Here is a 25,777-nt window from a genome sequence, read left to right on the forward strand (position 1 = left end):
CTGATCTTAGTTATTTCACTTATCGGAATAAATAAAAGCCGGTAAGGAGGAAAAATTTATGCAAAATGCAGTAGAAAAAAATGTTCAGACTTCTAATGAACTTAAAAGAAGTTTAACAGCAAGACATCTTAATATGATTGCAATGGGAGGTGCCATTGGAACAGGAATATTCCTGGCTCTTGGAGCTACAATTAAACAAGCTGGACCAGGAGGCGCACTAGTTGCATATGGTTGTATAGGTATTATGGTTTATTTCTTAATGACTAGTTTAGGGGAAATGGCAACATTCATGCCGGATTCAGGTTCCTTTGGAATATATGCATCAAAATTTGTTGATCCTGCTTTTGGATTTGCAATGGGATGGAACTATTGGTATAACTGGGCTATTACAGTTGCAGCTGAAATGGTTGCAGGTGCCCTTCTTATGAAATACTGGTTTCCTGGCGTGCCAGCTCTTGTATGGAGTGTTTTATTCCTTACAGTAATAGTTGCACTTAATCTTTTATCAGCAAGAGCTTATGGTGAATCAGAATATTGGTTTGCAAGTATTAAAGTTATTACCGTTATTATATTTTTATTAATAGGTGTTGCAACAATAGTTGGAATAATAGGTGGACATGCTGTAGGATTAAAAAACTTTAGTGTTGGTGAAGCACCATTTGTTGGTGGAGCTAAATCAATTTTCATGGTATTCTTAATTGCTGGTTTCTCATTCCAAGGTACAGAGCTTGTTGGTATAGCTGCGGGAGAAAGTGAAGATCCAGAAAAAAATATACCTAAAGCAATAAATACGATCTTCTGGAGAATTTTAATATTCTATTTAGGAACAATATTTGTTGTTGGCGCATTAATTCCTTATATGGATGCTGGAGTTGATACAAGTCCATTTACATTAGTATTCCAAAAGGCTGGTATAGCAGCAGCGGCATCATTAATGAATGCAGTTATCTTAACTTCAGTACTATCAGCAGGAAACTCAGGAATGTATGCTTCAAGCAGAATGCTATATGCAATGGCTAAGGATGGTAAAGCACCAGCGTGGCTTGGAAAAGTTAACTCAAGAGGAGTTCCTGTTAACTCGCTAATATTAACTACAGTAGTAGCATCCCTTTGTTTCTTAACAGGACTTTATGCAGAGACTACAGTTTATGTATGGCTTGTAGCAGCATCAGGACTTGCAGGCTTTGTTGCATGGTTGGGTATAGCACTATGTCATTATCGTTTCCGTAAGGCTTATGTTGCTCAAGGACGTGACTTGAAAAAATTGAAATATGTTGCAAAGTTATTTCCATTAGGACCAGTAATAGCAATGGTATTATGTATAGTTGTTACTTTAGGACAAGGTCTTAGCTACTTTGAAGCTGATAAAATAGACTGGAATGGAGTTATTTCATCATATATCGGATTACCATTGTTTATAGGATTATGGTGGGGTTATAAAAGAAAACATAAAACAAAAGTTGTTGATTTAATGGAAATTGATTTTGACACTGTTAAAAAATAATATAAAAAGGGTCGCATTAATTGCGGCTCTTTTTATATACACATTGAGAAGTATGTAACTTTATACAATATTTATGCCCAATTGATTTAAGTTTTAATTTATAGTATTAATCATTTTAAATATAATGTAACTATGGTAAAATATTGTTATAATTGTTATTTTAAATAATATTGGAGGAACTATAATGAGAAGGATTTGATGCATCTGCACAACCATATATTAAAAAAATCATTTTCTAAAGGTTTTTTTGTTGTGCAAAATTTTGGAGGTGTATCAAATTGAATAAAAAGATAAATGTTTATTTAATGTATATTATTGCATTTCTTCAAGGACTTGTTTTTTATGGACCTATAGCTACTTTATATAGACAATCAAGAGGCTTGTCTATGTATAATATTTTTTTAATTGAGTCCATATTCATGATTTTAATGCTGCTCTTTGAGATTCCTTGGGGATGGTTTGCAGATAAATATGGATATAAAATAACCTTGTTGATGGGAAACTTTCTACTTTTCATATCAAAAATTGTTTTCTATGAAGCGAATTCCTTTTCCTTATTTTTAGTAGAAGGAATATTAGTAGCCTTAGCTACTTCTGCAATTTCAGGTTGTGATATAGCATTATTATACTCATCAGCAGACAAAGAGAAGACAGAAAAGGTATTTGGCATGTATACTGCTATGAGTGTCGCAGGTTTTCTATTGGCATGTTTACTTTCTACAAAAATGGTCGAGAGATCAATGGATTTAACGGTGTTTGGAACAATAATTCCTTATGGTTTAGCTGTAATCTTAACATTTTTTATTAAGGATGTGTCTCATAATTTAGAAAAAAAGACAAGTATTAAAAATAGTATAAGAGATGTATTAAATAATAAACAAATTATAATAATTGTAGTAGTCTTTGCTCTCATTAGTGAAACAACTCATTCAATTGGTGTCTTTTTAAATCAACCTCAATATTTGAAAAGTGGAATAGGTATCAGATATTTTGGATTTTTAACAGCATTAATGCAGATAGTATGTCTAATATCTGCTAAATCCTATAAGTTTACTGAAAGATTTGGTCAAAACAAAACCTCAAAAGTTCTATTAATAAATATTTTAGTGGGATGCGCAGTATTAATATATACTGGAAATCCAATTATAAGTGTAGTTGCAATTGCTGTTACTCAAGGATGTTTTTCAATTATAAGACCTATTATTTTAGATATAGAAAATAAATCAATAAACACCAGCAATAGAGCAACAATACTTTCTATCTACGCTATGGCTGGCGATATACTTTCCTCTATAGTTAACATTTCTATAGGTAAATTTGCTGACGTATCTATTGAAGCAGCCTTTAAAGCATGCACGTTTATTAGCATTGCTGCCTTTGTTTTAGCACTAATATACTTTAATAAAGCCAAAATGAATTCAGTAAACCAAAATTAAGTAAGCACTATATATAGAGAAACTAACTAGAAAGTTAATTTATACAAAGGGATATGTTTCCAAAGCCGAAGTAGATTTAAAAACTTTGTGCCAGTCTTAGTGAAGAGTTTTAAGAGAACCTTAGAACTTTAGAGTTGTTTGAGCATAGCGAGTTCTCGAAAGTTCTTAGGTTGTCTTGAAACACAAACTTTAGACTGGCTAAAAGTTTTTAACGTACTGAAGCTTGGAAACATATCCCGGCGTATAAGTTAACTTTCGGACTATTACCTCTATAGTTGACTCTGTTTATTGTAGTCAGTATAGTCAGGTGCAAACCACTTCACAGATATGCTGTACTTTCCTGTTTCATCCTTAGGATTTACTTTCAGTTCTTCGCTGCTAATGTTGGTTTTATTTAGCAGCAATACAGTATTCTGAGGATCATCGCAATAAAAAGTAATTCCTCTTATATTATCAAGAGTAGGAACGTGTTTCCCGAAAATAGGATCATTTATATTCGTTATATTAATATAAGTTTTGCCGTTATCATTTACTTTATTATACATTATATATTTATGAACGTTGGCGTAATCCAGAAGTCTTGAGGTTCTGGCAACGAGTATCTTTCCGTCTGTTTCATACTGTTTTAGTAATCTTAAGGATTTTATATTTTCATCATGGAATAAATCTTCAGCATCGACACCAAAGTGTTGTCCTACTATAGAATAATACTTATTGCTTACAATACTATCTAAATTTGATTGAGTAAGTTGTTTGTGAAGATGTTTAGGAATCCATGTCCATTCAATTCTTCCATTCACCATGTTATTGGTATATCTATAAAAGCCCCATACCTTTTTGCCATCCCTTAGAGAAATTTCATAAAGAGGATAATCATGCCCAAAGTTATAATCCGATATAGAGTTCCAAACATATTTAATACCATTAGGGATAGTTAAATCTGTATGATAATATGAAGAATTAGAGTTGTCCCCTTGTTGATAATTCATAAAATTAGAGGTACCATAAGCACCAAAATTTTGTTTGTTTGATTTATTGCCGTGATTTATCCATACTACTGGTTTGAAATTAATAGCTCTTAATGCTTCCCAGCCGTCTACTGCTAAAGCTCTGTTAAAAGAGGAGTTTCTTTCATTTTTAGTTGAAAAATCTCCAAAAGAGTGGAGGGAATCTATCCATCCGCACTTAGTGAAATTAATAATTTCATCGGAGTCGTGTCGTGAAGATTTATCTATACCTTTAAAGAAAGTCATTATATTATCAACACCATTGCCATATTTATCTACTTTATATCCTGCATTATCAGCCATGTACAACCACATAGAGTCACTAATATCTAGACCTATGCCTTCACCGTTAGCAGTCTGCTCTTTAGTGTTTAAAAATCTATGATAGTTTTTAAATTCCTCTAAAGTTGCATCATCTATATCAGAGCATATAGCAAGCATAGCACTGTAGGGGTAAGGAAATTTCCTTAAATCCTTATTTTGAGAATCTGAAATCTCATTACTGGAATTTAGTATAGCTGTAGGTATTCCATCATGGGTTTTGCTTTTTTCATGTTTTTGCTCCTGATTGGCTACATTAGAAGCTAACTTTGCAGTGGTTTTTGTTTTATTAGGGTTAAATATTCTTGTTGCTGCAAAAGCAGCCATAAAGATGAATAATAGTAAAAATAATAATTTAAATTTTTTCATAGTTTTCAGTCCTTTATATAATTAATTTATGTAGCATAAGTAAACATACTTGAATATTGTACCATATTTTCCATTGAAATTAAAAGAAGTAAAGATAATTAAATAAATAACTAGTATTCTATAATAAATTTAAATTATAAAGCACCCTATAGAAATTTAATTATTATTAAATCAAACAAAAGGGGATGTATCGTAGATATAAGAAGCACTGAAAGGCTATAGAATAGAAAGTGTATCTAATATATAAAATGCTTACAAAAGTTAATGAAAATAAATCTTCAATCATATTCTTTGGTGATATTGGAACAGAACCATTTTGTTCCTACTAGAAATGGTCCTGTCCAATGAAATTGTCTTATTTTCTGATCTGTCCTTCGCCGTATATAATATATTTTATGCTGGTTAACTGCTCAAGTCCCATAGGACCTCTAGCATGAAGCTTTTGTGTACTGATTCCTATTTCACCACCAAAACCAAATTGCCCTCCATCGGTAAATCTGGTAGATGAATTTACATATACTGCAGCTGCATCTACTTCATTTAAAAATCTTTGAGAACTTTTATAACTATTGGTTATTATAGCTTCTGAGTGTCTAGTACCATATTTATATATATGATCCATTGCTTCATCTATTGAAGATACAACTTTTATAGCTAAAATCAAATCTCCATATTCAGTTTCCCAATCTTCTTCGGTTGCTTGGTTAACATTAGTTACATATTTTTCAGTTTTACTACAGCCTCTTAGTTCTACACCTGCTGCTTTTAAACTTTCAGCAATCTTTGGTAAAAATGTTGAAGCAGCATTTTTATGAACTAACAAGGTTTCCATAGCATTACAAACGGCAGGCCTTTGAGTTTTTGCATTTATAATTATTTTTTCTGCCATATTAAAATCTGCATCTTCATCTACATATATATGGCAGTTTCCAACTCCAGTTTGAATTACTGGTACAGTTGAATTTTTTACTACACTTTGTATAAGATTGGATCCTCCTCGTGGAATTAGAACATCTATATATTCATTAAGTTTCATCATAATATTAGTTGCTTCTCTGTCAGTAGTTCCTATAAGTTGAATACTTCCCTCTGGAAGTCCTGCGGCAACTGCAGCTTTCGTTATAATATTTGCAATAGATATATTAGAGTTAAGCGCTTCTTTTCCTCCTTTTAAAATTACAGCATTTCCTGATTTAATGCATAAAGCAGCTGAATCTACAGTAACATTAGGTCTAGCTTCATATATAATTCCTATTACTCCAAGAGGTACTCTTACCTGACCAATCTGAAGGTTATCTCGATTTCTCCACATTTTTAGCACTTCTCCAATAGGATCTGGCAATGCAGCAATACTTTTAAGACCTTCGGACATATCTTCTATTCTTTTAGTATTTAAAGCTAATCTATCTAAAAGAGATTGAGACATGCCGTTATTTTTGCTATTTATCATGTCTTTTTCGTTTGCTGATAATATAAAATCTTTATTTTTTATTAAAGCTTCACTCATAGCAATTAGTGCTTTATTCTTAACTTCTGTGCTTGTATAAGCAAGCCTTCTTGAAGCATTTTTAGCACATTGACCTTTTTCCATCATATAATTATAAATATTCATGATTTATCACTCCACTCTTAAAATATTTATTAAAATATAGACAGGTTATTACAGTGTATTATTTCATCATAATTTTTATATCCAAGCTTATCTTCTATTTCATCTGTTTTCAGGGATTTTATTTGTTCAATCTCCCAAGAATCATAGTTAGTAATTCCTCTACCTATTTCTTTACCATTACTATTTATAATAGATACAATTTGTCCATGATTAAAAAAACCTTCAACAGATAATACTCCAGAAGGTAGAAGGCTTTTATGTTCATTAGTTACTGCTTCAATAGCTCCATCATCTATCATTAACGTTCCTTTTATATCTGTATTAAAAGTGATCCAATGCTTGCGTAATTGAAGAGGAGATTCATTTGGTGCAAAGAAAGTACCAACTTCTTTGATATTTACAACATCTCTAAGGATACTATCATTAGATCCATTTACTATTACCATTGAGATTCCAGCAGAAGTAGCAATTCGTGCAGCACTTATTTTTGTAGTCATCCCTCCAGTACCTAAAGAAGTTCCTGCTCCTTCTGCACTTTTTTCTATTTCTTCTGTAATTTCTTCTACTTCACGTATAAGCTTTGCATTTGGATTTGTTCTAGGGTTACTGTCATAAAGTCCATCAATATCTGAAAGCAGTATTAGTAAATCTGCTTCAATTAAAGAAGCTACAATAGCAGACAAAGTATCATTATCACCAAATTTTATTTCGTCAACTATAATTGCATCATTTTCATTGACTACTGTAATTGCTCCTTTTTCAAATAAAGAGAAAAAAGTGTTTCTTGCATTTAGAAATCTAGTTCTATTAGAGACGTCATCTTTAGTTATAAGAATTTGAGCTGCTATTTTTCCATACTCAGAAAACATTTTCTCATACATATGCAATAATATCCCTTGTCCTATAGCAGCAGCTGCTTGCTTCTCTGGAATAGTTGTAGGTTTACTTTTAAGCCCCAATTTACCTACACCTGCGGCAATGGCTCCAGAAGTAACAAGAACTATTTCGATACCTTGATTATGTAAATCTGCAATTTGCCTTACAAGCTTTTCAATTTGGTTAAGATTTAAAAAACCGCTTGAATGTGTAAGTGTGGACGATCCGACCTTTACTACTACTCTTTTTACCTGTTTTAGATATTTATTTCTAATGTTCATATTGTTTATGTTACGTAACAGTAACATAAGCCCCCTTTCTTAGTTATGCATAAATATTATGAAATTTGAATTTTTAAAAAGTATACCACAAAAATGGAAAAACCATCAAGTACTAATTTATAGATAAAACATAGGGTTCAAGCGTGGATAAGTTTGCTTATATATCCACACTTGAACCCCATATTTAAAAATTATTTTATCAACACTCCATAGAGCATTTTAATTGCTACTGCTAGAGACATAGTTACAAAAATAGGCTTCATCAGCTTAGCACCTTTATCTAAGGCAACCTTTGTACCAAATTTAGCTCCTAGTACCATAAATATTGCAACTGGTATACCTAGTTTATAATCAATTTGTCCTCTCATAGCAAACATACCTAGAGCGGCAATGTTACTTATAAAGTTTAAAACTCTTCCGTTTCCTCCAGCTCTTACAAAATCAAATTTAAATATTTTTATAAGACCAAAGATTAAAAAAGAACCTGTCCCAGGACCGAAAAAACCATCATAAAATCCTAAGGAAAACGCAAGTAGTATTCCGAAAAGCTTGTTCTCCTTTGTTAGACCTTCGAACTTATCCTCAATTCCTGCAGTTTTTGAAAAGAGGCTGTATATGCCAACAAATAGTAAAAGTACAAGTACTATTGTATTAAGGTAACTTGCATTTATGCTGAGAACTGTATTTACACCTAAAATAGCTCCTATAAGGGTAAATGGACCTAAAATTTTCAGAATTCCAAAATCCACCTTGCCAGATTTAGCAAATTTAACAGAACTAGTAAAAGATGCACAGGAAGAAGAAAATTTATTGGTTCCTAGTGCAAGATGAGGTGGAACACCTGCTAACAAATAAGCTGGAACGCTAATAATTCCTCCACCACCAGCTATGGAATCTATGAAAGCAGCACAAAAGCCAGCTGTGCATAAGAATATTAAATTATTAAGCATAAATACCTCCGTAAAATTAAACCGAAATAAGACTTATTTTGACAGCGTCTATTCTTTACTGTATCATTATAGCAAAGAAAAATATATATGAAAAATATTTAATAGCTATAAAATATATATGAAAAACATATGGTTACAATTAAGAGGGGATATTCTTATGGATATTAGACAATTAAGATATTTTATCACAATTGCAGAAGAAGGAAATATAACTAAAGCAGCAAGAAGGTTGCATATAGCGCAGCCACCTCTTAGTCAGCAACTAAAGCTTTTAGAAGAGGAACTTGGGGTTAAATTAGTTGAAAGAGGAAGCAGAAAAATACAACTGACGGATGCAGGCAAAATATTAAGACATCGAGCAGAGCAGGTAGTGGAGCTAGTTGATTCTACTGTTAAAGAGTTAAAAGATTTTAATGAAGGACTTCAAGGAACATTATCCGTTGGTACAGTACCGTCCTCAGGATCTACACTTTTACCGGAGAGGATATATAACTTCCATGAAAGTTATCCAGGAGTAACTTTTCAGATATGGGAGGGAGATACTTACAGGATACTAGATTTATTGAATAATGGAGTTATAGAAATAGGAATTGTACGAACACCAATAAACTCAGAGTTTTTTGAGATAATATATTTGCCGGATGAGCCAATGGTAGTAGCGACAAGAGGAGACAGGTATTGGGAAGAAGAGCAAAAATCAATATGTCTTGAAGAACTTAAGGACAAACCTCTGATAATAGATCGAAGATTTGAAAAAATGATAGTAGATTCCTGTGAAAAATCGGGATTTGAACCTAAGATACTATGCAAAAGTGATGATGCGAGATCAATATTATTATGGGCAGATACAGGAATTGGTATAGCTATTGTGCCCAAAGCAGCAATGGGACTTATACCAAGCACAAATTTAAAATATAAGGAAATTGATGAATCATCTTTAGAAACTCAAACTGCTATAATATGGATGAAGAATAGATACTTATCCTCAGCAGCAAAACACTTTTTAGAAACCTTTTTAGTTTAGAAACAGATATTTAAGACTATTTTGTAATTTTTCAGAGTATAGGATAATTATAGGTAAAAGTTTGTCATCAATAGTTAACAATAAGAATTGCATGTGTTAAAATGTAGTAAAGAATTAGAGATTAAAAATTTATAGAAATTTTTTTATTTACGTTTTAAGAATAGTATTATATTAAACTACAGGAAACAGGAGGAAAATGAAATTGTCACATAATGAATTGCTGCTAGGATTAGGGGTTATTGTGATTATTCTTATTATAATTAGTTTTATAAAGAAAGTAGCTAAGATTATTATTTATGCTCTAATAGGATTGCTTGTATTTTTTGTAATAAATGCTGTAAGTTCAAATAAAAGTCCAGAAGCAGTGTTTAACTCTACAAAAAGTGATGCTGTTTATACAAAAGAGATATACAGTTACACTGGGAAAATAAAAACCTCAGTAGATAATACAATGAAAGGAATTGAAAATAGAGCACTGCCACAATTAAAAGAAGAAAATAAAAATCTTCACAAATATTTGGATGAAGTGACTAAGCTTCCTCATGGCAAAGAGTTAGATTCTTTTCATGAGAAGTATCGCAATTATTTAGAAAACATAGTAATCACTTCTGATACTGCTGTTAAAAGCGGAGATTTTATAAATGGAACAACAAAAAGTGCGGAAGAGGCAAAAGACAAGATTAATAAAGCGTTAGATGGATTGACAAATATGAAAATCAATTCTCAATAAGAATATAAAACATTTTTTTAGTAAGGCTAAAGTTGTAAGGAGCTGCATAATTAACCAATCATGCAACTCCTTTAAATATTATATAACCTCACGATTTTCACAAGGAATATTTGATTGCTCTGCTTTATAATCTTTACACAATAAAGCTCTAATATAGCCTCGATCTTTAGTGGTTGACTCAATATAAAAACCTCTGCCATAATAAAATCTAACAAGTGATAGCATTCTAGAAGCAGTATGAAGATATAAGTTAGTTACACCTAAATCTATCATTGCATTATCTACTGCATTTATTAATATTTTACCTACACCATTATTTTGATAATCCAATTTAACTCCAAATCTGCTCAAGTAGGCAGTTTTATCAGGATTCACTTCAATTCTAACACTTCCAACTACGTCCTCATTTAAGAGGGCTACAAAAACTTCTTTTGTTTCAATATCTTTCTCTACATCTTCATAGGTTTCATTCAATGCGCTAAGTGTACCTTTAACACCTGCATTTTCAGCATAGATTTTAAAAACTATTTCAGTTATTTCATGTATTTTTGGTATATCTGCTTTTTCAGCTTTTCTAACCACAAAGACCATTTTTTCCATCGATCTACCCCCAGTACTAAATCTAATTTATTTTTCATATGAATAATTATACAAAATATATAATAAAAATTCAATATGAAATAAATAAAAATCCCGAACTTTAAATAAGTCCGGGATTTTTATTAATTTATTTTAAATGTCCTTATAGAATCATGAAGTTTTGCTGACATACTATTTAACTCATCAGCTAGACTAGATATTTCCTCTACAGCAGCGCTTTGTTCTTCTGTTATAGCTGAAACTTGCTCTGAAGACTTAGCTAAAGTTTCAGCCACTTTTGATGCAGCATTTATAACGGTAGTAAGCTGATCTCTAGTAACAATAACGTCATTAAGACTAGAGGCAGTTATATTTATTTTATTTACCACGTCTTGAATACTGGAGGATATTTCCCCAAAGGTTTCTCTAGCATGTTTTACAGCATCATTTTGTTTATAAGCTACAATTTCTGCTTGATTTATAGTATCCTTAGCTGTGATAATGTCTTTTTGAACATTAAATATAATTTCCTTAACATTATTACTTGAAGAGGCGGTGTCTTCAGATAACTTTCTAACTTCTTCAGCAACTACGGAAAAACCTTTGCCTGCTTCGCCTGCTCTTGCAGCTTCTATAGCAGCATTTAGAGCAAGAAGATTAGTCTGTTCGGAAATTGAGGTTATAGTATCAGCTATATTTCCAACTACATTTGCCTTATCACTTAGTGAATTTATAACTAATGCTACATTATTTATAGATTGATTACTTTCCTTTGCGGCACTTTCTAATGTATGAATAGCTTCGATACCTTTAGTGCTAACATTGCATATGTTATCTGCAGATGTTTTACCATCATTCATGTAATCTGTCATAGTAGTAATTTTATCAGATAACTCTTTAGTTGTATTAAGTCCTGTTGCAGCATTGGAGGCCTGTCCATCAGCAGCTACTGTAATATTTGAAATATTAGCAGCTATCTGTTCTATAGATTTAGAGGTAGATTCAGTAGTAATGGCCAGAGTTTTAGATGAATTAGTCACAAGTACCGATGCTTCATCTATATTAGTAATAAGTTCTTTGATTTGAGACATCATTAAATTGAAGTTATTACTTAGACTTCCAAGTTCATTTTGACTTTTATATTGAGATTGAACTGTTAAATCTCCCTCAGATGCTTTTTGCATCAGTATAACTAAATCAGATATTGGTTGTGTAAATTTTTTCGCAAGAAAATATATTAATATAATTACTAATAAGAGCAGAAATAATGCTATAACTGTGTTTTTTATTTGAGTAGTTCTTATTACTGCCATAGCAGATGCTTTATCTTGTACTGTTATTACCGCCCAGTTTTGAGACTGTCCTGGGAGCTTTATTGTAGTATAAGAACTTGATATTTCTTTTTTATCATTATCTGTATACTCAACAGTGCCAGACTCTCCCTTTAATGCCTTCTCAGTAATGTCTTTAAGAGCTTGGGGAAGTTTTATATCTTGAAGCTGAGTTTGCTGATTTCCAGTAGCATCTTTAACTACATTACCTGAAGAATCTTTAACTAAAACCGTTTTCTTAAAGGTTTTATAATTGTAAAGCTCTGAAACTTGATTTTTATCAGGATGAGCAATAACTACGCCATCGCTGTCTAGAATAAATGAATACCTATTTTTACCATCAGAATACTTATCTACAAGCTTTTGTAATTCATTTAATTTAAGGTCAGCGCCGAATATTCCTGTTATATTGGAGTTCTTGTCAAAAATAGGATGAAATATTGAAGTTACGGCACTATTACCAGTTACAGAGTAATAAGATTTGCTAACGAATGACTTTTTTTCATTCATAACTTGTGTAAACCACCATCTATTAGCTCTATTGGCTAGTTCGCCGGAAGAACGAGCTGTCTGATTTCCATCATTTTTTAATATGTACAGCAGATCAAAATAAGGATTTTTAGATACAGACTTGGTAAGCATCTCGTTTTGATCTTCTGGATTAAAGTCGATAGTGGTCTTATTTTCAGCCATTGTCTCTGTAAGGGTGTATGCCTTATCAATAAAACTTTTAACTTCGTCAGCTATTGTAGATGAAAGACGTTTATTATTATCTACTATGCTGGATTCAATATTATTGGAAAAATAATAAGAACAGATAAAATTAGTAATTGCTACTGGGATTATTACTAGCAAGACTGCAACAGAAATTAATTGACGTTTTATGGATTTCATCGTTTGTCCCCCTATAAATGTTAATAATATGTTTACATTTTAACATAATAATATAAATATTTCAAAATGTAGTTTTTGTTCAAAAAATATGAAACTTGATGTAAAAAGTAGCAAAATTATAGAATTTATACTACATTTAGGTTAAGTGTAGATTGTTAAAAATATATAAGTGAAATAATAATTGCAAAAAATGGGCAACCTAAAATACAATTTTTAGGATGTCCATTTAAATTTTTTAACAATAAAGCATATCTATCCCTGTGATCCCCAAATAGCTACATTTTGATTATCCAAAACAAATCTATTTCCCTTCCATTTTAAAGTATTTAAAATATAGCCTAGAGAATCTGCATTATATCTACCAGCTATTTTTTGGTATGCCAACAACTCGTATACTCCATTTGAATCAAAATCTACAGGGTATAATCCGCTTAGGGGATTTACAAATCCACTAATTGGCTTTTTCAGCTTGCCATTTTCATCGTATATTTCCTTTAAATAATTCTCTCCCTTAAGGGATATATCTATAATGTACTTTATATTATTTGCCTTACTAGTAACTTCAACCTTGTAGTTATCCTTATAAATAACATCATAGTTATATTCCGCGTTGTATGAATTAAAATTAAATATTAGTTGAGGGGTATTATTAGTGAAGGAATAAATATAATGATACATTATTGCTCCACTTCCACCTGAATCAATACTAATTAATATATCATTTATACCATCCCCGGTAAAATCCCCTAGAAACAGCCTAGGGTTATATCCAGCGTTTTCATTTAGTGGTACACTAACAACTCTGCCTGTTCTTCCATCCAGTACTAAAAGAGTAATGTTTTGAATAAAGGGACTAGAGGGGCTTTTTACTCCAACTAAGTATATATTATCAGGAATTCTATCACCATTTACGTCCCCTCTGACATAAGCAACAATATTTGAACCTATGTTAGACCTAAAATAGCAACTGTACATAATAACTCCTCTGTATATAAGCTTTATATATATACTATGAACTAGGTATAAAAGCTGTTACAGGGATTTTTATCTAATTTACCCTATGACTATCCGCTCTAATACTCCCATCGCACTCTGTGAAAGGGATTCGTTTAACCAAACTAGAGATGGGATCTAAAACCCCATCTCTAGTAAGTTTCACTTTATCAATTATAATTTACTCGTTAATCTTAAATTGCATTATCATATTAAGTAATTCAGAAGATAAGAATTTCAATTTGCTGATACTTTCATTAATTTCTTCGAATGCCGCTGCCTGTTCTTCTGTAGCAGCAGATATCTCTTCTGTTGTAGCAGCAGTTTCTTGAGAAACAGATGCAATATTATTAACAGATACAACCACTTTGTCTGTATTTTCACTTAAAACCTTACAAATATCATTTAAATTTCCTACAAGGGCAACCAGTGAATCATTTGAATCTTTAAGCAGATAAAAAGCTTCGACGGTGTTATCAAGCTTTTCATTTGATTCGCCAACGGATTTTCCTGCTATATTTATAGATTTTACAGCATCTGATACATCATTTTTGATCTCATTAATAAGAGAATCAATATTAAAAGCTGCATCTGCAGATTGTTCAGCTAGCTTTCGGACCTCTTCTGCTACAACAGCAAACCCTCGTCCAGCCTCACCAGCTCTTGCAGCTTCAATAGATGCATTTAATGCTAGTAGATTAGTTTGGCTGCTTATTGCAGAAATGGATTCTGTGATTGCTCCTATTTGATTCGATCTATCAGCAAGTAAGGTTATCTTCTCACTTACACTTTCTGTTGCATCTTTATTTTCAGCAAATTTATTTTTTAAGATATTTATTGATTCAAGGCTATTTTTATTTTGATGGTCTATTTCACTTATCTTTTCAGAAATTATACTTGTATTTGCTACGATATCCTCAATATTCTTAGATACCTCAGATAATTGATCGGCACTTGTTTGAGCTTCTTGTGCTTGATTAGTTGTACCTCCTGCTATTTCAGAAACACTTCTTGCAATCTCTTGTCCCGAAGCTGAGGTTTGCTCCGTTGCTTGTGCTACTGCATCAGAGGTTTGTGTTACATTTGAGGCAGTAGTATTTATACTTAAAACTAATTCTTTTAAATGATTTATAGTATTATTAAATCCAAATGCCAATTGTCCAAGTTCATCATTCTCAGAATCTTTAATGGAAACATTAAGATTTCCACTGCCGACATCCTCTACTACCTTTAATATATTTTTAATTCTTTTAATAATATATTTGTTGCTTACTACAAAGATAATAAATGAAGCTAAAAGCAAACTAAATACTATTGAAAAAATAATATTATTTCTTAAAGTTGATAACTGACCATAGTATTCTGATGTAGGGATTGTAGCCATAATAATATATTTATCTGTCTTTTCAAAGGCCATCAAATTTTCAGTACCATTCATTTTATACTTGAAATTTCCCTTGTTTGAGGATGCTACTTTTGGCCCCCAATCGAAATCCTTTAAGCTTTTTCCAATAAGTTTATCATCGGGATAACTTATAAATTTACCATCTTTATCAAGTATAGCTACATATCCGCCTTTACCAACTTTGGTTGATTTAGAAATATTTTTTACATTGACTCTATCTAATAAATCCTGTAACTCTTTTGGAACTACTCCTATTTGTACAAGACCAGGTTTGTCTATCCTTGATACGGTAATATACTGAAAGAGTTCCTTATTACTTCCCCTTGGCTGAGGGTCCTGTGCTAATGCAAAGTTTTTATCAGTGAGCCCTGGTAGAAAAGGTTTAGTTTGATCAGAGGTTTTAAAGTCAAATCCATAAAAGTCTGGAACAGATCCCCACCTTAACACCCCATCGCCGTCAGTAATGTGTATTTCTGGAGTTCCTAAAGACTGAGCCAATCTTTTAGCTTCATCATTTAATTTATCTTCAGGAACTGTCTTTAAGGTCTCGGCGATGCTTTTTGTAACTGAAACTAAGTATTTATCGAGAGCTTGTTTTAAGGATTTGACGTTATCTTCTCTTTCTGTAATCAATCCCTTTGTTTCCTCCACTTTAAGTGTAGTCATATTTTCCATAATTCTAGTTAGCGCATTTTTTTCACCTATATAGGACAATATGCCAATGCTGCTTGTAGCTAGAAAAGTAATTATAAGTATTGGCATTAAAAATTTAATTCCTATTCCCCTATAATTCGTGTTCTTCCCCATAAGTATTCCTCCTTAATATATATTGTTTAGATTCAATTACAAAAGCTCTCAAATAATAATATCGTTATATTAATACACTTACTTTATGTAATTAATGGATAATATGTGTGAATAGTGCGTTTTGTCAAAATATTTGTCTAAAGAGAAAGTTATTTTTAAATTCTTGGCAAGTTGACATATTAATGATAAAATGAAATTTGCTATGTTTTTTGAGGTGTTAATTTTTATTATATAAGGAAGTGATATTTGGAATGGATTCTAAAAAAAGAAGTATAGTTATTGCAGTAATGGTTGCCATGTTCCTTGGAGCTGTTGAGGGAACAGTTGTAACTACTGCAGTACCTACTATAGTTAAAGAATTAAATGGATTTGAACTTATAAGTTGGGTTTTTTCATTATATTTACTTACATCAGCTATTTCAACGCCTATATATGGCAAGCTATCAGATTTATATGGAAGAAAAAATGTATTATCTGTAGGAATAATAATTTTTTTAATTGGAAGTTCACTTTGTGGTATATCTCAAACTATGTATCAGCTCATAGCTTTTCGAGCAGTTCAAGGATTGGGAGCTGGATCAATATTTACAGTTACTTACACAATAGTAGGAGATGTATTTTCTCTTTCAGAGAGAGCAAAAGTTCAAGGGTGGTTAAGTACAGTATGGGGAATAGCTAGCTTAGCAGGTCCCTTTTTAGGAGGGTTCCTTATAGACTATCTTTCATGGCATTGGATATTCTTTATAAACATACCTTTTGGAATAATGTCTATAATATTAATTCAGAAGAATCTTAAGGAAAACTTTGAAAGAAAAAAACATAAGATTGACTATGCAGGAACAGCAGCGTTATCCGCATCAATAATAGCTCTTTTATATGGTGTATTAGTAGGTGGAGAAAGTCAAAGTTTTTATTCGCTTACGATTGTAGTCTGTTTGATAATTACTATAATATTTTTAATAGTATTTTATTTTATAGAAAAAAAAGCAGAAGAGCCAATTATACCTTTTGATATTTTTACTAAAACTAATATAATAGTTAACATAATTAGCTTTTTAGCATCAGCTGTTTTAATAGGTGCAGATGTTTATATGCCTATATACATGCAGAATGTTTTAGGTTTTGGAGCAACAATTTCAGGAGTTTCTATGGCGCCTATGTCTGTTGCATGGCTTATGTCTGCAGTTATCTTGGGAAAAGCTATACCTAAGCATGGAGAAAGAGCAGTTATTGCATTATCCACAACTATTTTAGTAGTAAGTTGTGCACTTTTACCGACACTAACGGTTAGTTCGCCATTGCTGTTGGTTATAATATATATTACTATAATGGGATTTGGTTTTGGTGGAAGCTTTACAACATTAACAATAGTAGTACAGTCCTCTGTGGATTACAGCAAAAGAGGAGCTGCAACAGCATCTAATTCCTTAGTTCGTACTTTAGGCCAGACTATTGGAGTAAGTGTCTTTGGAAGCATGTTTAACTTAGGTATAGTGAAATATTTTAGTAAACTAGGTATTCAAGGAGTAGAACCAAACAATCTATATTCTGCTGCCAGCGTAAACTATGGAGTTTCGATTGACCAAATAAAGGCATCATTACATTCTGGATTATATTCAGTATTTATATTATTAATCATACTTACTGTAGTATGTTTAACATTGTCCTTTATACTTCCAAATGCCCTTAAGGAGAAAAGAGCTTAATAACATATAACTATTTCATTTTTTATAGGACATTTTTTAAATCTGAAGATAAAAGCATTTCTAAAAGTATTTTTGTTGTGTTCTTTTCTAAAAATAATCATAAAATGTCAATATAATATTGATTATTTAGAAGAACTGTGGAAAAATATATGAAAATACTATTAAAGGGGACAGGGATAATGGAAATATACGAAGTTATAATAAGGTTGCTGCTCGCCATACTAATCGGTGGTCTAATAGGATATGAAAGAGAGTTTAAAAACAGACCAGCAGGTTTTAGAACTCACATACTTGTGTGTATAGGTGCCTGCGTAATATCAATGATACAATTATATGATGTACAAAAAACTGTACAACTAATATTAGATCAGCCGCAGCTAGCTAGTGCATTAAAAGCGGATATAGGAAGAATAGGTGCTCAGGTTGTAAGTGGGGTAGGTTTCTTAGGTGCAGGAACAATAATTCATGAGAAAGGTTCAATAAAAGGACTTACTACAGCTGCAAGTTTGTGGGTGGTTGCTTGTATTGGTCTTGCGATAGGTCTTGGATATTACTATTTAAGTATTTTAGCAGCTATTGCTGTAGCTATATGTCTTGTAACGTTAAAGAAGTTTGAATCTAGATTTTTGGAAAAGTCCAGCATAATAAAAATCCAAATCGAATATTTAGATAAAAAGGAAATGGTTCAAAAAGTTGATAGCTACTTTGAAGATAAAAATGTAAAGATTAAAAATATCGAGTTTTTACTTGAAGAAGAACTTGAGGACGAATTTGCATATATGAAGAGTTTATACACTATTTTAGTTCCAAGATATGTGAGAAAAGAAGAGTTAATTAAAGATTTAGCGTCATTTAATGAGGTTTTAGGAGTGGCAATTATATAAAGTCGTATATACTTATGAAACTACAATAAATATATAGTTTGTAAAAGCATAGAGGTTTTTCCTTCTATGTTTTTTAATTTAATAAGACTGTGAATTTTTATTGTAAAAAGTTTCATAAATAGGTTATAATGTATTTTAAAACAAATTATAACCACAATAGTAAAATAATATAGTGATGACAGCTAAGGTGGTAAATTTTGATATATAAAAACAAGGGGTGAAAAATATGAAATTCATAGTTTCGGAAAAAGTATTTGATGAACTTGGAGATGTTTGTTTTGGAGTTGTAGTGGCAAAAGGTATAAATAATAACGGTAATAATATATGGATAAATGAACTTCTCAAAGAAAGTATAAATTCTGTAGAGCAAAAATTTCAGGATAAAAAGGTAAAAGAATCAGAGGAAATCCTGCCATACAGAGAAGCCTTTAAAAAAATAGGAATTAATCCTAATCAAAATATGAGTTCTATTGAAGCGATGACTACAAGGATATCAAAGAAAAAAGGTCTTCCAAGTATAAATCCTATAGTAGATTTAGGGAATGCCATATCTTTAAAATACCTTGTTCCATTGGGGGCACATGATATGGAAAGTGCTTCAAGTGATATTCAAGTTAGATTTTCTAATAAAGGAGACTTGTTTGTTCCTTTTGGAGAGATAGAAGCAGAGGTATTAGAAGATGGAGAACTTATTTACTCTGTTGGTGATAAGGTAAAAACAAGAAGATGGATTTGGAGACAGAGTGAAGAGGGGAAAATAACGGAAGGTAGTAAAAACATATTTTTTCCTATAGATGGTTTTAAAGATAGAAACTATGATAAAGTGATTGGAGCTAGAGACGAGCTTGCACAATTACTAAAACAACTTCTAGGGGCTGAAGTAAAGGTAGGATTTATTGATAAAGACAATATGGAATTAGAATTATAATTTAGAGGATTTTTTTACTTTATGTAGAATTTAATATAGGCAAGGATGTAACTATATCAGATAGAATTTTTAGTCTATCTGATATTTTCTTGTATAAATCCGAAGAATTAGCATCACTTAAGGACTGTATAAGTTAGATACGAGATTTATGGTTCTATTATGATAACTAGTCACCGGGTAATTTAAACGATTTGGAGGAAGAATAAATGGGATTGTTTGATGGACTTATGGGAAACGCTTCAGAGGTTAATATTCAAGAGGTGCAAAAAGAATTTTCCAACATATTATCTTCTACAGAAAGTATTGAAAAGGCGTACAAGCTAATTCGTGACATGTTTATCTTTACAAACAAAAGACTTATATTAGTAGATAGACAAGGAGTAACAGGGAAAAAGGTGGAATATCACTCAATTCCATATAAAAGTATTACTCACTTTAGCATTGAAACAGCAGGAAACTTTGATTTAGATGCAGAGCTAAAAATATGGATATCAGGAACTCAGCTTCCAGTACAAAAGCAATTTAACAAGAGTTTAAATATATACGAACTTCAAAGTGTATTAGCTGAATATGTGTTGAAATAAAAGCAAAGAGTTGTAAGACCGAAAGTTAACTTTCGGTCTTACAACTTTATAGCTATTTTCTTTATTTTACTTTTCTTAACGTCAGCGCCTATCACATCTTCAAGGTTTCTGTTTACAAACTTTAAAGAAAGAACTGCCCCGTTAAAAGGGCAGTTCTTATATTAGACTAAAATCTTCTTCTGCGGTTTGAAAAATAAACTATTGCACAAATAATCATTATAACAAATAGTGGCCCGCCAAAGACAAATTTGAGAATAATAGAAATAACAGAGAAAACTAAACCAACTGCAATAACAACAGCGATTATAGGAAGAGCCGCAGCACTAAGGGCAAATACAACAACTCCAAATATCAACATTGAAATTAAAAATAATAGGGTTAACATAATTTAATACCTCCAAATTTATATAATTATATCTATGAATTGTTAGTTACAAGTATTAACCTATATATAATCAAATATTTATATAATTAACACTTATTTATGTAGTATATAATACCATATAAATAGGTAAATATAAACGCTTAATTTATTTCAATATCATCTATTTTAGATTGAATAAGCTTGTTTATAAAGAATTAATCTACATTTCTTTGTAAATCTAAAGATTACTCATATTATATTAAAGGATTTACTTTAGGGATATATATAATGTGTTATAATTGCAATAAAATTATAGTATGAGAACAGTAAGGAGGTTATTTATGATTCAATTACAACAGTTAATATTCTTTGAAAAAATTGCTGAGAAAAGTAGTATGAATAAGGCTGCTGAAGAACTTTACATGAGTCAACCTAATTTGAGCAAAGCTATCCGAAATTTAGAGAATGAATTAAAAATTAAGATATTTGAACGAACAAATAAAGGAGTAAAGTTAACAGAAGACGGATATAAATTATATAAATATGTAAAAACGATTCATAAACAGGTAGATATGATTCAGAGTATTGCGCTTAAAGAAATACCTAATAGTATAAGTGTGTCTGCCTACCCATGTCCCCTATTATATAAGGTTTTGGGGGAATTTCATAATAGAAATAAGGAACAATATATTGAGGTAACATTAAAGGAAGAAAGAGTACAAAATATCATTGAAAGTGTAGTAAATCTTCAATCGGATATTGGCATAATAGAGATTAATGATGTTCAAAAAAAAGAGGTTCGGCATCTATTGGAGTCGAAGAATCTTGAATACCATGAGCTTGCAAAGAATACATGGTATGCACATGTTGGAAAAAGTAGTCCTTTTTATAATCAGGAAACCATAGAGATGTCTCAGCTTGTTGACTGCACTATTATGCGCTCTCCAGATGATTATTTCTCTAACTTATCTTATTTATTCGAAGTGGATGGAATACATTTCACCCAATTTGAAAAAACAATGTTTGTCAATGACTATTTCACACGATTAAGACTTTTGAACATGACAGATATGGTTTGTATAGAAACTGCCTGGGATAAAGAACTTGAAAAAGAAATTAGTGTGAGAGCTATACCAATTGCGAATTGCAATATACAGATAAGCATGGGGTGGATTAAACGAAAAAAAGAAAATCTTTCCGTGAAAGTATTGGATTTTATTGAAATACTGGAGCAGCTATTTCAGTAAATACAGTTGTTATAATTAATAGTAATAACTGAAATATAAATAGAATATCTTATTCAAATAGACAGAAAAGTGTTACTATTACCTTATCAGTAAGAAGAGTTTAAACAAAAAAACATAAAATGTTGAAAAAAACATATTATTGTTAAAAATTAAAGGAGGTAATAGTAAATGGGCGTAAAATATATTCCAGAACCATTCAGAATCAAAATGGTAGAAACCATAAAAGTTCTTTCTAGAGAAGAAAGGGAAGAAGCACTTAAAAGAGCAAAGTATAATATGTTTTATTTAGCAGGAGAAGAATGCTATATTGACCTTTTAACAGACAGTGGAACTAATGCCATGAGCCAAGAACAATGGGCAGGAGTAATGAGAGGCGACGAAGCTTATGCAGGTTCAAGCAGTTACTATAAACTGGTTGACGCAGGTAAAGATATTTTTGGATATGAATATATTCAACCTGTACATCAAGGTCGTGCTGCTGAAAAAGTACTTTTCCCAATTTTATTGGGCGAGGGAAAATACTCCATTTCCAATATGCACTTTGATACAACAAGAGCACATGTAGAGCTATCAGGAGCTAGAGCTATTGACTGTACTGTAGAGGAAGCCTCAGACCCATCTTTAAGAGTACCTTTTAAAGGAAATATGGATACAGAGAAGTTAGAAAAGCTTATTCTTCAATATGGTCCTGAAAATATTGGCGTTGTTGTTATGACAATTACTAATAATTCTGCAGGGGGACAACCTGTTTCTTTAGCAAATGTAAGAGAGACAGCAGCTATTTGTAAAAAATATGGTATTTTCTTTAATATTGATGCTGCTCGATATGCAGAAAATGCTTTCTTTGTTAAACAACGTGAGGAAGAATGCAAGAATATGTCTATCAAAGAAATTATCAAGACAATGTTTAGCTATGCAGATACTTTTACAATGAGTGCTAAAAAAGATACAATTGTTAATATGGGTGGCTTACTTGGTGTTAAAGAAGATACGGAATTATTCCAAAAAATTAAAGGAAGAACCATTTCTTTTGAAGGATTTATTTCCTATGGTGGTTTATCCGGACGTGACCTTGAAGCTTTAGCAATTGGTTTATATGAAGGGTTAGATGAGAATTATTTAAGATATAGAATCGGACAAATGGAATACCTTGCAGGACGTTTAGATGATGCAGGTATTGCATATCAAGCACCTGTAGGTGGTCATGGTGTATTTATAGATGCAAAGGCAATGTTCCCACATATTCCATATTACGAATTCCCAGGTCAAGCACTGGCAATTGAGTTGTACAGAGAAGCGGGAATACGTACATGTGATATAGGTTCTTACATGTTGGGTAATGATCCTGATACAAAGAAGCAATTAAAAGCTGACTTTGAATTTACAAGACTTGCAATCCCACGTCGTGTATATACTCAAGCACATATTGATATTATGGCAGATGCTTTGATTGCAATTAAAGAAAGAGCGGCATCCGTTAAAGGCTACAAGATTACATGGGAGCCACCGATTCTTCGTCACTTCCAAGCATATTTAGAGCCAATTGAATAAATTGTCAATAATATTCAATGCTGATTGTGTATTTAAAATAGGTAGTCCTTTCTGGGACTGCCTATTTGTTGTTTGGAGCTGCGTATCGATGTATATCTAAAAGAATTGCATTAGAATAATTTTTTACATTTTTGTAATTGGTATTACTTAAAGAAAAAGAAGGAATGAATGGCATAGAGTAGTTAAAATTCCTATAAATTATTTTAATCTTGTAACAAAGTTGTCACAAAGAGTCTGTATAATAAAATATGTATAAGAATATAGAATAGATTAAATCATTCCTAGTCTTGTGGAGACATATATTAAATTGTATGTCTCTATTTTTTTCGTTGTAGTGACTCAGAGAATTTGTTAAAATAAAGTGAAGCTACCAATTAAACGATATTAATAATAGCACATATATTAAAGCACAAAGGAGCTTAAGATGAAAAACAAAAAAAATAATTTAAAACATAGATTTATGGTCATTTTCATATTTTTATTCTTAATATTTTTTTCATTAGTAGGACGACTTTTTTACATAATGGCAGTTACAGCGGACAAGTATAAAAGCAAAGCCTATGAACAACAAAAAAGTGAAATAAAAATTAATGCTAAAAGAGGAAGAATATTAGATAGAAGCAATAATGAGTTAGCCATAAGTGTTAATGTTTATCAGATAGATTTAGACTTAATAACATTGAAAGATACTTTGAAAAATAAAAACATGACCTTTGATGAACTGGCAGACAAGCTTGTTCCAATAGTCAACATGAAAAAGGAAGATATAATTAAAGTATTTAATACTACATTACCAAGTGGTTTGCCAGCTAGTTCTGCTATATTAAAAAGGCAAGTTGAAAAAGCAGAGGTAGATAAAATTAAGGCACTAAATATTAGAGGTATTGTTATTTCACCGGATACAAAAAGGTATTATGCAAATAGCAATTTTTTATCTAATGTGTTAGGGCGTATTAATTATCAGGGTAAAGGTATCTCAGGAGTTGAGCTTAGTTACGATAAAGAACTTTCAGGAGTACCAGGAACTCTAACCTATGAGAAAGATGTAAAAAACAATCAGCTTCCTTATGAAGATCAACAATATGTAAAGCCTGTGGATGGCAAAGATGTTATTTTAACTATAGATGAAACAATTCAAGACTACGTAGAGAAAGCAGCTGAAAAGGCTTTAGTTGATAATAAAGCAAAAGCTGTAAATATTATGGTTATGAATCCTAAAAATGGTGAAATACTAGCGATGACAAGTAAACCAAGCTATGATCCTAGTAAGCCACAAAAAGATTCGGAAGGTTCTAAAGGGGCAAGCAACATTTGGAAAAATCCTTCTGTTCAGGATACTTTTGAACCAGGATCTATTTTTAAGGTTATAACTGCTGCGGCTGCCTTAGAAAATAATATAGGTGTAAATGATGGATATACCTGTGGTGGAAGCATAAAAATAGGAACTACAGTAATTCACTGCTGGAATCTAGACGGTCATGGTAATGAAAGTTTTGTAGATATAATAAAGAACTCTTGTAATGTAGGTTTTGCTCAATTAGGCGGCAAATTGGGTAAGGACAAGCTTCTGGCTTTTGCACAAAAAATGGGATTTGGACAGAAGACTGGTATTGACTTGCCAGGAGAATCACCAGGAATTTTGAGAAAACCAGATCAAGTAAACGCAGTAGATTTAGCATCAATAGCTTTTGGACAAGGATTAGGAGTTACTCAGGTCCAATATATGGCAGCTTTCAATGCAATTGCAAATGGAGGAACATGGGTAAAACCTCACGTTATGAAGAGCATTGCTCATCTTGATGATAATAATAAGATGGCTGTTGATAAAGAGTTTAGCGATTATAATAAAAAGAAGGTTTTTGATACAAATTTAGCTGCAAGTTTGAGAGGAGATTTAGAAAAGGTTGTTACTGAAGGTGTAGGTAAAAATGCTTTTGCAGAAGGATTAAACATTGGAGGAAAAACAGGTACTGCCCAAGTAGCAGATCCTGCTACTGGTAGGTATGCCCCAGGAGTATACATGTCATCCTTTGCAGGTATGGCTCCGATAAGTGATCCTAAAATAACAATTTTAGTAAGTGTTGATGAACCAGATAGCTCAAATTACTATGCCGGAGATGTTTCTGCTCCTGTAGCAAGAGAATTGTTTAAGCAGATATTTAACTATATGGCGATTAAGGGCGAGGAAAATGTTGTAGGAAAATAGTGAGTCATACAACAACAGGCTGGTAGATATACTATCAGCCTGTTTATATTAGGAAACCAAAATTTACTACATGGGTTAACTTTATTTTTTTAATAAGCCTCCATATATTATACTTACTTCGTTATTTTACTCAAAATAGTTTTATTGTACCATAATTATTCTACAAAAGTTCTATCAGTATAGAAATA

Annotated in this window: 20 protein-coding genes; 11 read left to right on the forward strand and 9 right to left on the reverse strand. The window is 31.7% G+C overall.

Annotated elements, in window-relative coordinates:
* Positions 1 to 58: 58 nt before the first annotated feature.
* Entirely contained in the window at positions 59 to 1,504 is a 1,446-nt protein-coding gene (locus ACZ5N4_RS05150; RefSeq protein ID WP_464207755.1) for an amino acid permease, read from the forward strand.
* 278 nt (positions 1,505 to 1,782) lie between these two features.
* Positions 1,783 to 2,940 carry an MFS transporter gene (locus ACZ5N4_RS05155; protein ID WP_464207757.1) on the forward strand — a complete coding sequence of 386 codons (1,158 nt, stop codon included), beginning with the start codon at positions 1,783 to 1,785 and terminating at the stop codon, positions 2,938 to 2,940.
* A 269-nt stretch (positions 2,941 to 3,209) separates the two neighbouring features.
* Here ACZ5N4_RS05155 and ACZ5N4_RS05160 read toward each other — a convergent pair whose 3' ends face one another.
* The 4 genes from ACZ5N4_RS05160 to ACZ5N4_RS05175 all read right to left on the reverse strand — a co-directional run bounded on the left by ACZ5N4_RS05160 (position 3,210) and on the right by ACZ5N4_RS05175 (position 8,356).
* Positions 3,210 to 4,637 carry a hypothetical protein gene (locus ACZ5N4_RS05160; protein ID WP_464207759.1) on the reverse strand — a complete coding sequence of 476 codons (1,428 nt, stop codon included), beginning with the start codon at positions 4,635 to 4,637 and terminating at the stop codon, positions 3,210 to 3,212.
* 355 nt (positions 4,638 to 4,992) lie between these two features.
* Positions 4,993 to 6,249, reverse strand: a complete 1,257-nt coding sequence (locus tag ACZ5N4_RS05165; protein WP_464207761.1) for a glutamate-5-semialdehyde dehydrogenase — start codon at positions 6,247 to 6,249, stop codon at positions 4,993 to 4,995.
* Between the two features lie 29 nt (positions 6,250 to 6,278).
* A complete protein-coding gene (gene proB / locus ACZ5N4_RS05170) occupies positions 6,279 to 7,406 on the reverse strand; it encodes a glutamate 5-kinase (protein ID WP_464207763.1) in 1,128 nt (375 codons plus the stop codon).
* A gap of 191 nt (positions 7,407 to 7,597) precedes the next feature.
* Positions 7,598 to 8,356: a sulfite exporter TauE/SafE family protein gene (locus ACZ5N4_RS05175; RefSeq protein WP_464207765.1), complete on the reverse strand. Its 759-nt coding sequence runs from the start codon at positions 8,354 to 8,356 to the stop codon at positions 7,598 to 7,600.
* Between the two features lie 157 nt (positions 8,357 to 8,513).
* On the opposite strand from ACZ5N4_RS05175, the gene ACZ5N4_RS05180 reads away from it, so the two are divergent.
* Both ACZ5N4_RS05180 and ACZ5N4_RS05185 read left to right on the forward strand, forming a co-directional pair.
* A complete protein-coding gene (locus ACZ5N4_RS05180; RefSeq protein WP_464207767.1) occupies positions 8,514 to 9,380 on the forward strand; it encodes a LysR family transcriptional regulator in 867 nt (288 codons plus the stop codon).
* A 202-nt stretch (positions 9,381 to 9,582) separates the two neighbouring features.
* On the forward strand, positions 9,583 to 10,110 hold the full coding sequence (locus tag ACZ5N4_RS05185) for a hypothetical protein (protein WP_464207769.1): 528 nt from the start codon (positions 9,583 to 9,585) through the stop codon (positions 10,108 to 10,110).
* Between the two features lie 78 nt (positions 10,111 to 10,188).
* Here ACZ5N4_RS05185 and ACZ5N4_RS05190 read toward each other — a convergent pair whose 3' ends face one another.
* The 4 genes from ACZ5N4_RS05190 to ACZ5N4_RS05205 all read right to left on the reverse strand — a co-directional run bounded on the left by ACZ5N4_RS05190 (position 10,189) and on the right by ACZ5N4_RS05205 (position 16,119).
* A complete protein-coding gene (locus ACZ5N4_RS05190; RefSeq protein ID WP_464207771.1) occupies positions 10,189 to 10,710 on the reverse strand; it encodes a GNAT family N-acetyltransferase in 522 nt (173 codons plus the stop codon).
* A gap of 122 nt (positions 10,711 to 10,832) precedes the next feature.
* Complete coding sequence (locus ACZ5N4_RS05195) at positions 10,833 to 12,914, reverse strand: methyl-accepting chemotaxis protein (protein WP_464207773.1); 2,082 nt, start codon at positions 12,912 to 12,914, stop codon at positions 10,833 to 10,835.
* A 252-nt stretch (positions 12,915 to 13,166) separates the two neighbouring features.
* A complete protein-coding gene (locus ACZ5N4_RS05200; protein WP_464207775.1) occupies positions 13,167 to 13,889 on the reverse strand; it encodes a VCBS repeat-containing protein in 723 nt (240 codons plus the stop codon).
* A gap of 199 nt (positions 13,890 to 14,088) precedes the next feature.
* Complete coding sequence (locus ACZ5N4_RS05205) at positions 14,089 to 16,119, reverse strand: methyl-accepting chemotaxis protein (protein ID WP_464207777.1); 2,031 nt, start codon at positions 16,117 to 16,119, stop codon at positions 14,089 to 14,091.
* Between the two features lie 251 nt (positions 16,120 to 16,370).
* Here ACZ5N4_RS05205 and ACZ5N4_RS05210 point away from each other — a divergent pair, with 251 nt between their 5' ends.
* The 4 genes from ACZ5N4_RS05210 (at position 16,371) to ACZ5N4_RS05225 (ending at position 20,221) form a co-directional block, all read left to right on the forward strand.
* Positions 16,371 to 17,825 carry an MDR family MFS transporter gene (locus tag ACZ5N4_RS05210; protein WP_464207779.1) on the forward strand — a complete coding sequence of 485 codons (1,455 nt, stop codon included), beginning with the start codon at positions 16,371 to 16,373 and terminating at the stop codon, positions 17,823 to 17,825.
* 179 nt (positions 17,826 to 18,004) lie between these two features.
* The gene (locus ACZ5N4_RS05215; RefSeq protein WP_464207781.1) at positions 18,005 to 18,709 is read left to right on the forward strand and encodes an MgtC/SapB family protein; all 705 of its coding nucleotides are present in this window, start codon (positions 18,005 to 18,007) and stop codon (positions 18,707 to 18,709) included.
* A gap of 226 nt (positions 18,710 to 18,935) precedes the next feature.
* On the forward strand, positions 18,936 to 19,637 hold the full coding sequence (locus tag ACZ5N4_RS05220) for a B3/B4 domain-containing protein (RefSeq protein WP_464207782.1): 702 nt from the start codon (positions 18,936 to 18,938) through the stop codon (positions 19,635 to 19,637).
* 206 nt (positions 19,638 to 19,843) lie between these two features.
* Complete coding sequence (locus ACZ5N4_RS05225) at positions 19,844 to 20,221, forward strand: PH domain-containing protein (protein ID WP_178910204.1); 378 nt, start codon at positions 19,844 to 19,846, stop codon at positions 20,219 to 20,221.
* 166 nt (positions 20,222 to 20,387) lie between these two features.
* Here ACZ5N4_RS05225 and ACZ5N4_RS05230 read toward each other — a convergent pair whose 3' ends face one another.
* Positions 20,388 to 20,606 (reverse strand): hypothetical protein, encoded by a 219-nt coding sequence (locus ACZ5N4_RS05230; protein WP_464207785.1) that lies wholly within the window; start codon positions 20,604 to 20,606, stop codon positions 20,388 to 20,390.
* Between the two features lie 320 nt (positions 20,607 to 20,926).
* On the opposite strand from ACZ5N4_RS05230, the gene ACZ5N4_RS05235 reads away from it, so the two are divergent.
* The 3 genes from ACZ5N4_RS05235 to ACZ5N4_RS05245 all read left to right on the forward strand — a co-directional run bounded on the left by ACZ5N4_RS05235 (position 20,927) and on the right by ACZ5N4_RS05245 (position 25,589).
* Positions 20,927 to 21,832 (forward strand): LysR family transcriptional regulator, encoded by a 906-nt coding sequence (locus tag ACZ5N4_RS05235; RefSeq protein ID WP_464207787.1) that lies wholly within the window; start codon positions 20,927 to 20,929, stop codon positions 21,830 to 21,832.
* Between the two features lie 168 nt (positions 21,833 to 22,000).
* Complete coding sequence (locus tag ACZ5N4_RS05240) at positions 22,001 to 23,383, forward strand: tryptophanase (RefSeq protein WP_464207789.1); 1,383 nt, start codon at positions 22,001 to 22,003, stop codon at positions 23,381 to 23,383.
* Positions 23,384 to 23,807: 424 nt separating this feature from the next.
* Positions 23,808 to 25,589: a stage V sporulation protein D gene (locus ACZ5N4_RS05245; RefSeq protein ID WP_464207791.1), complete on the forward strand. Its 1,782-nt coding sequence runs from the start codon at positions 23,808 to 23,810 to the stop codon at positions 25,587 to 25,589.
* Positions 25,590 to 25,777: the final 188 nt, after the last annotated feature.

The sequence above is a fragment of the Clostridium nitrophenolicum genome, from assembly GCF_055391695.1.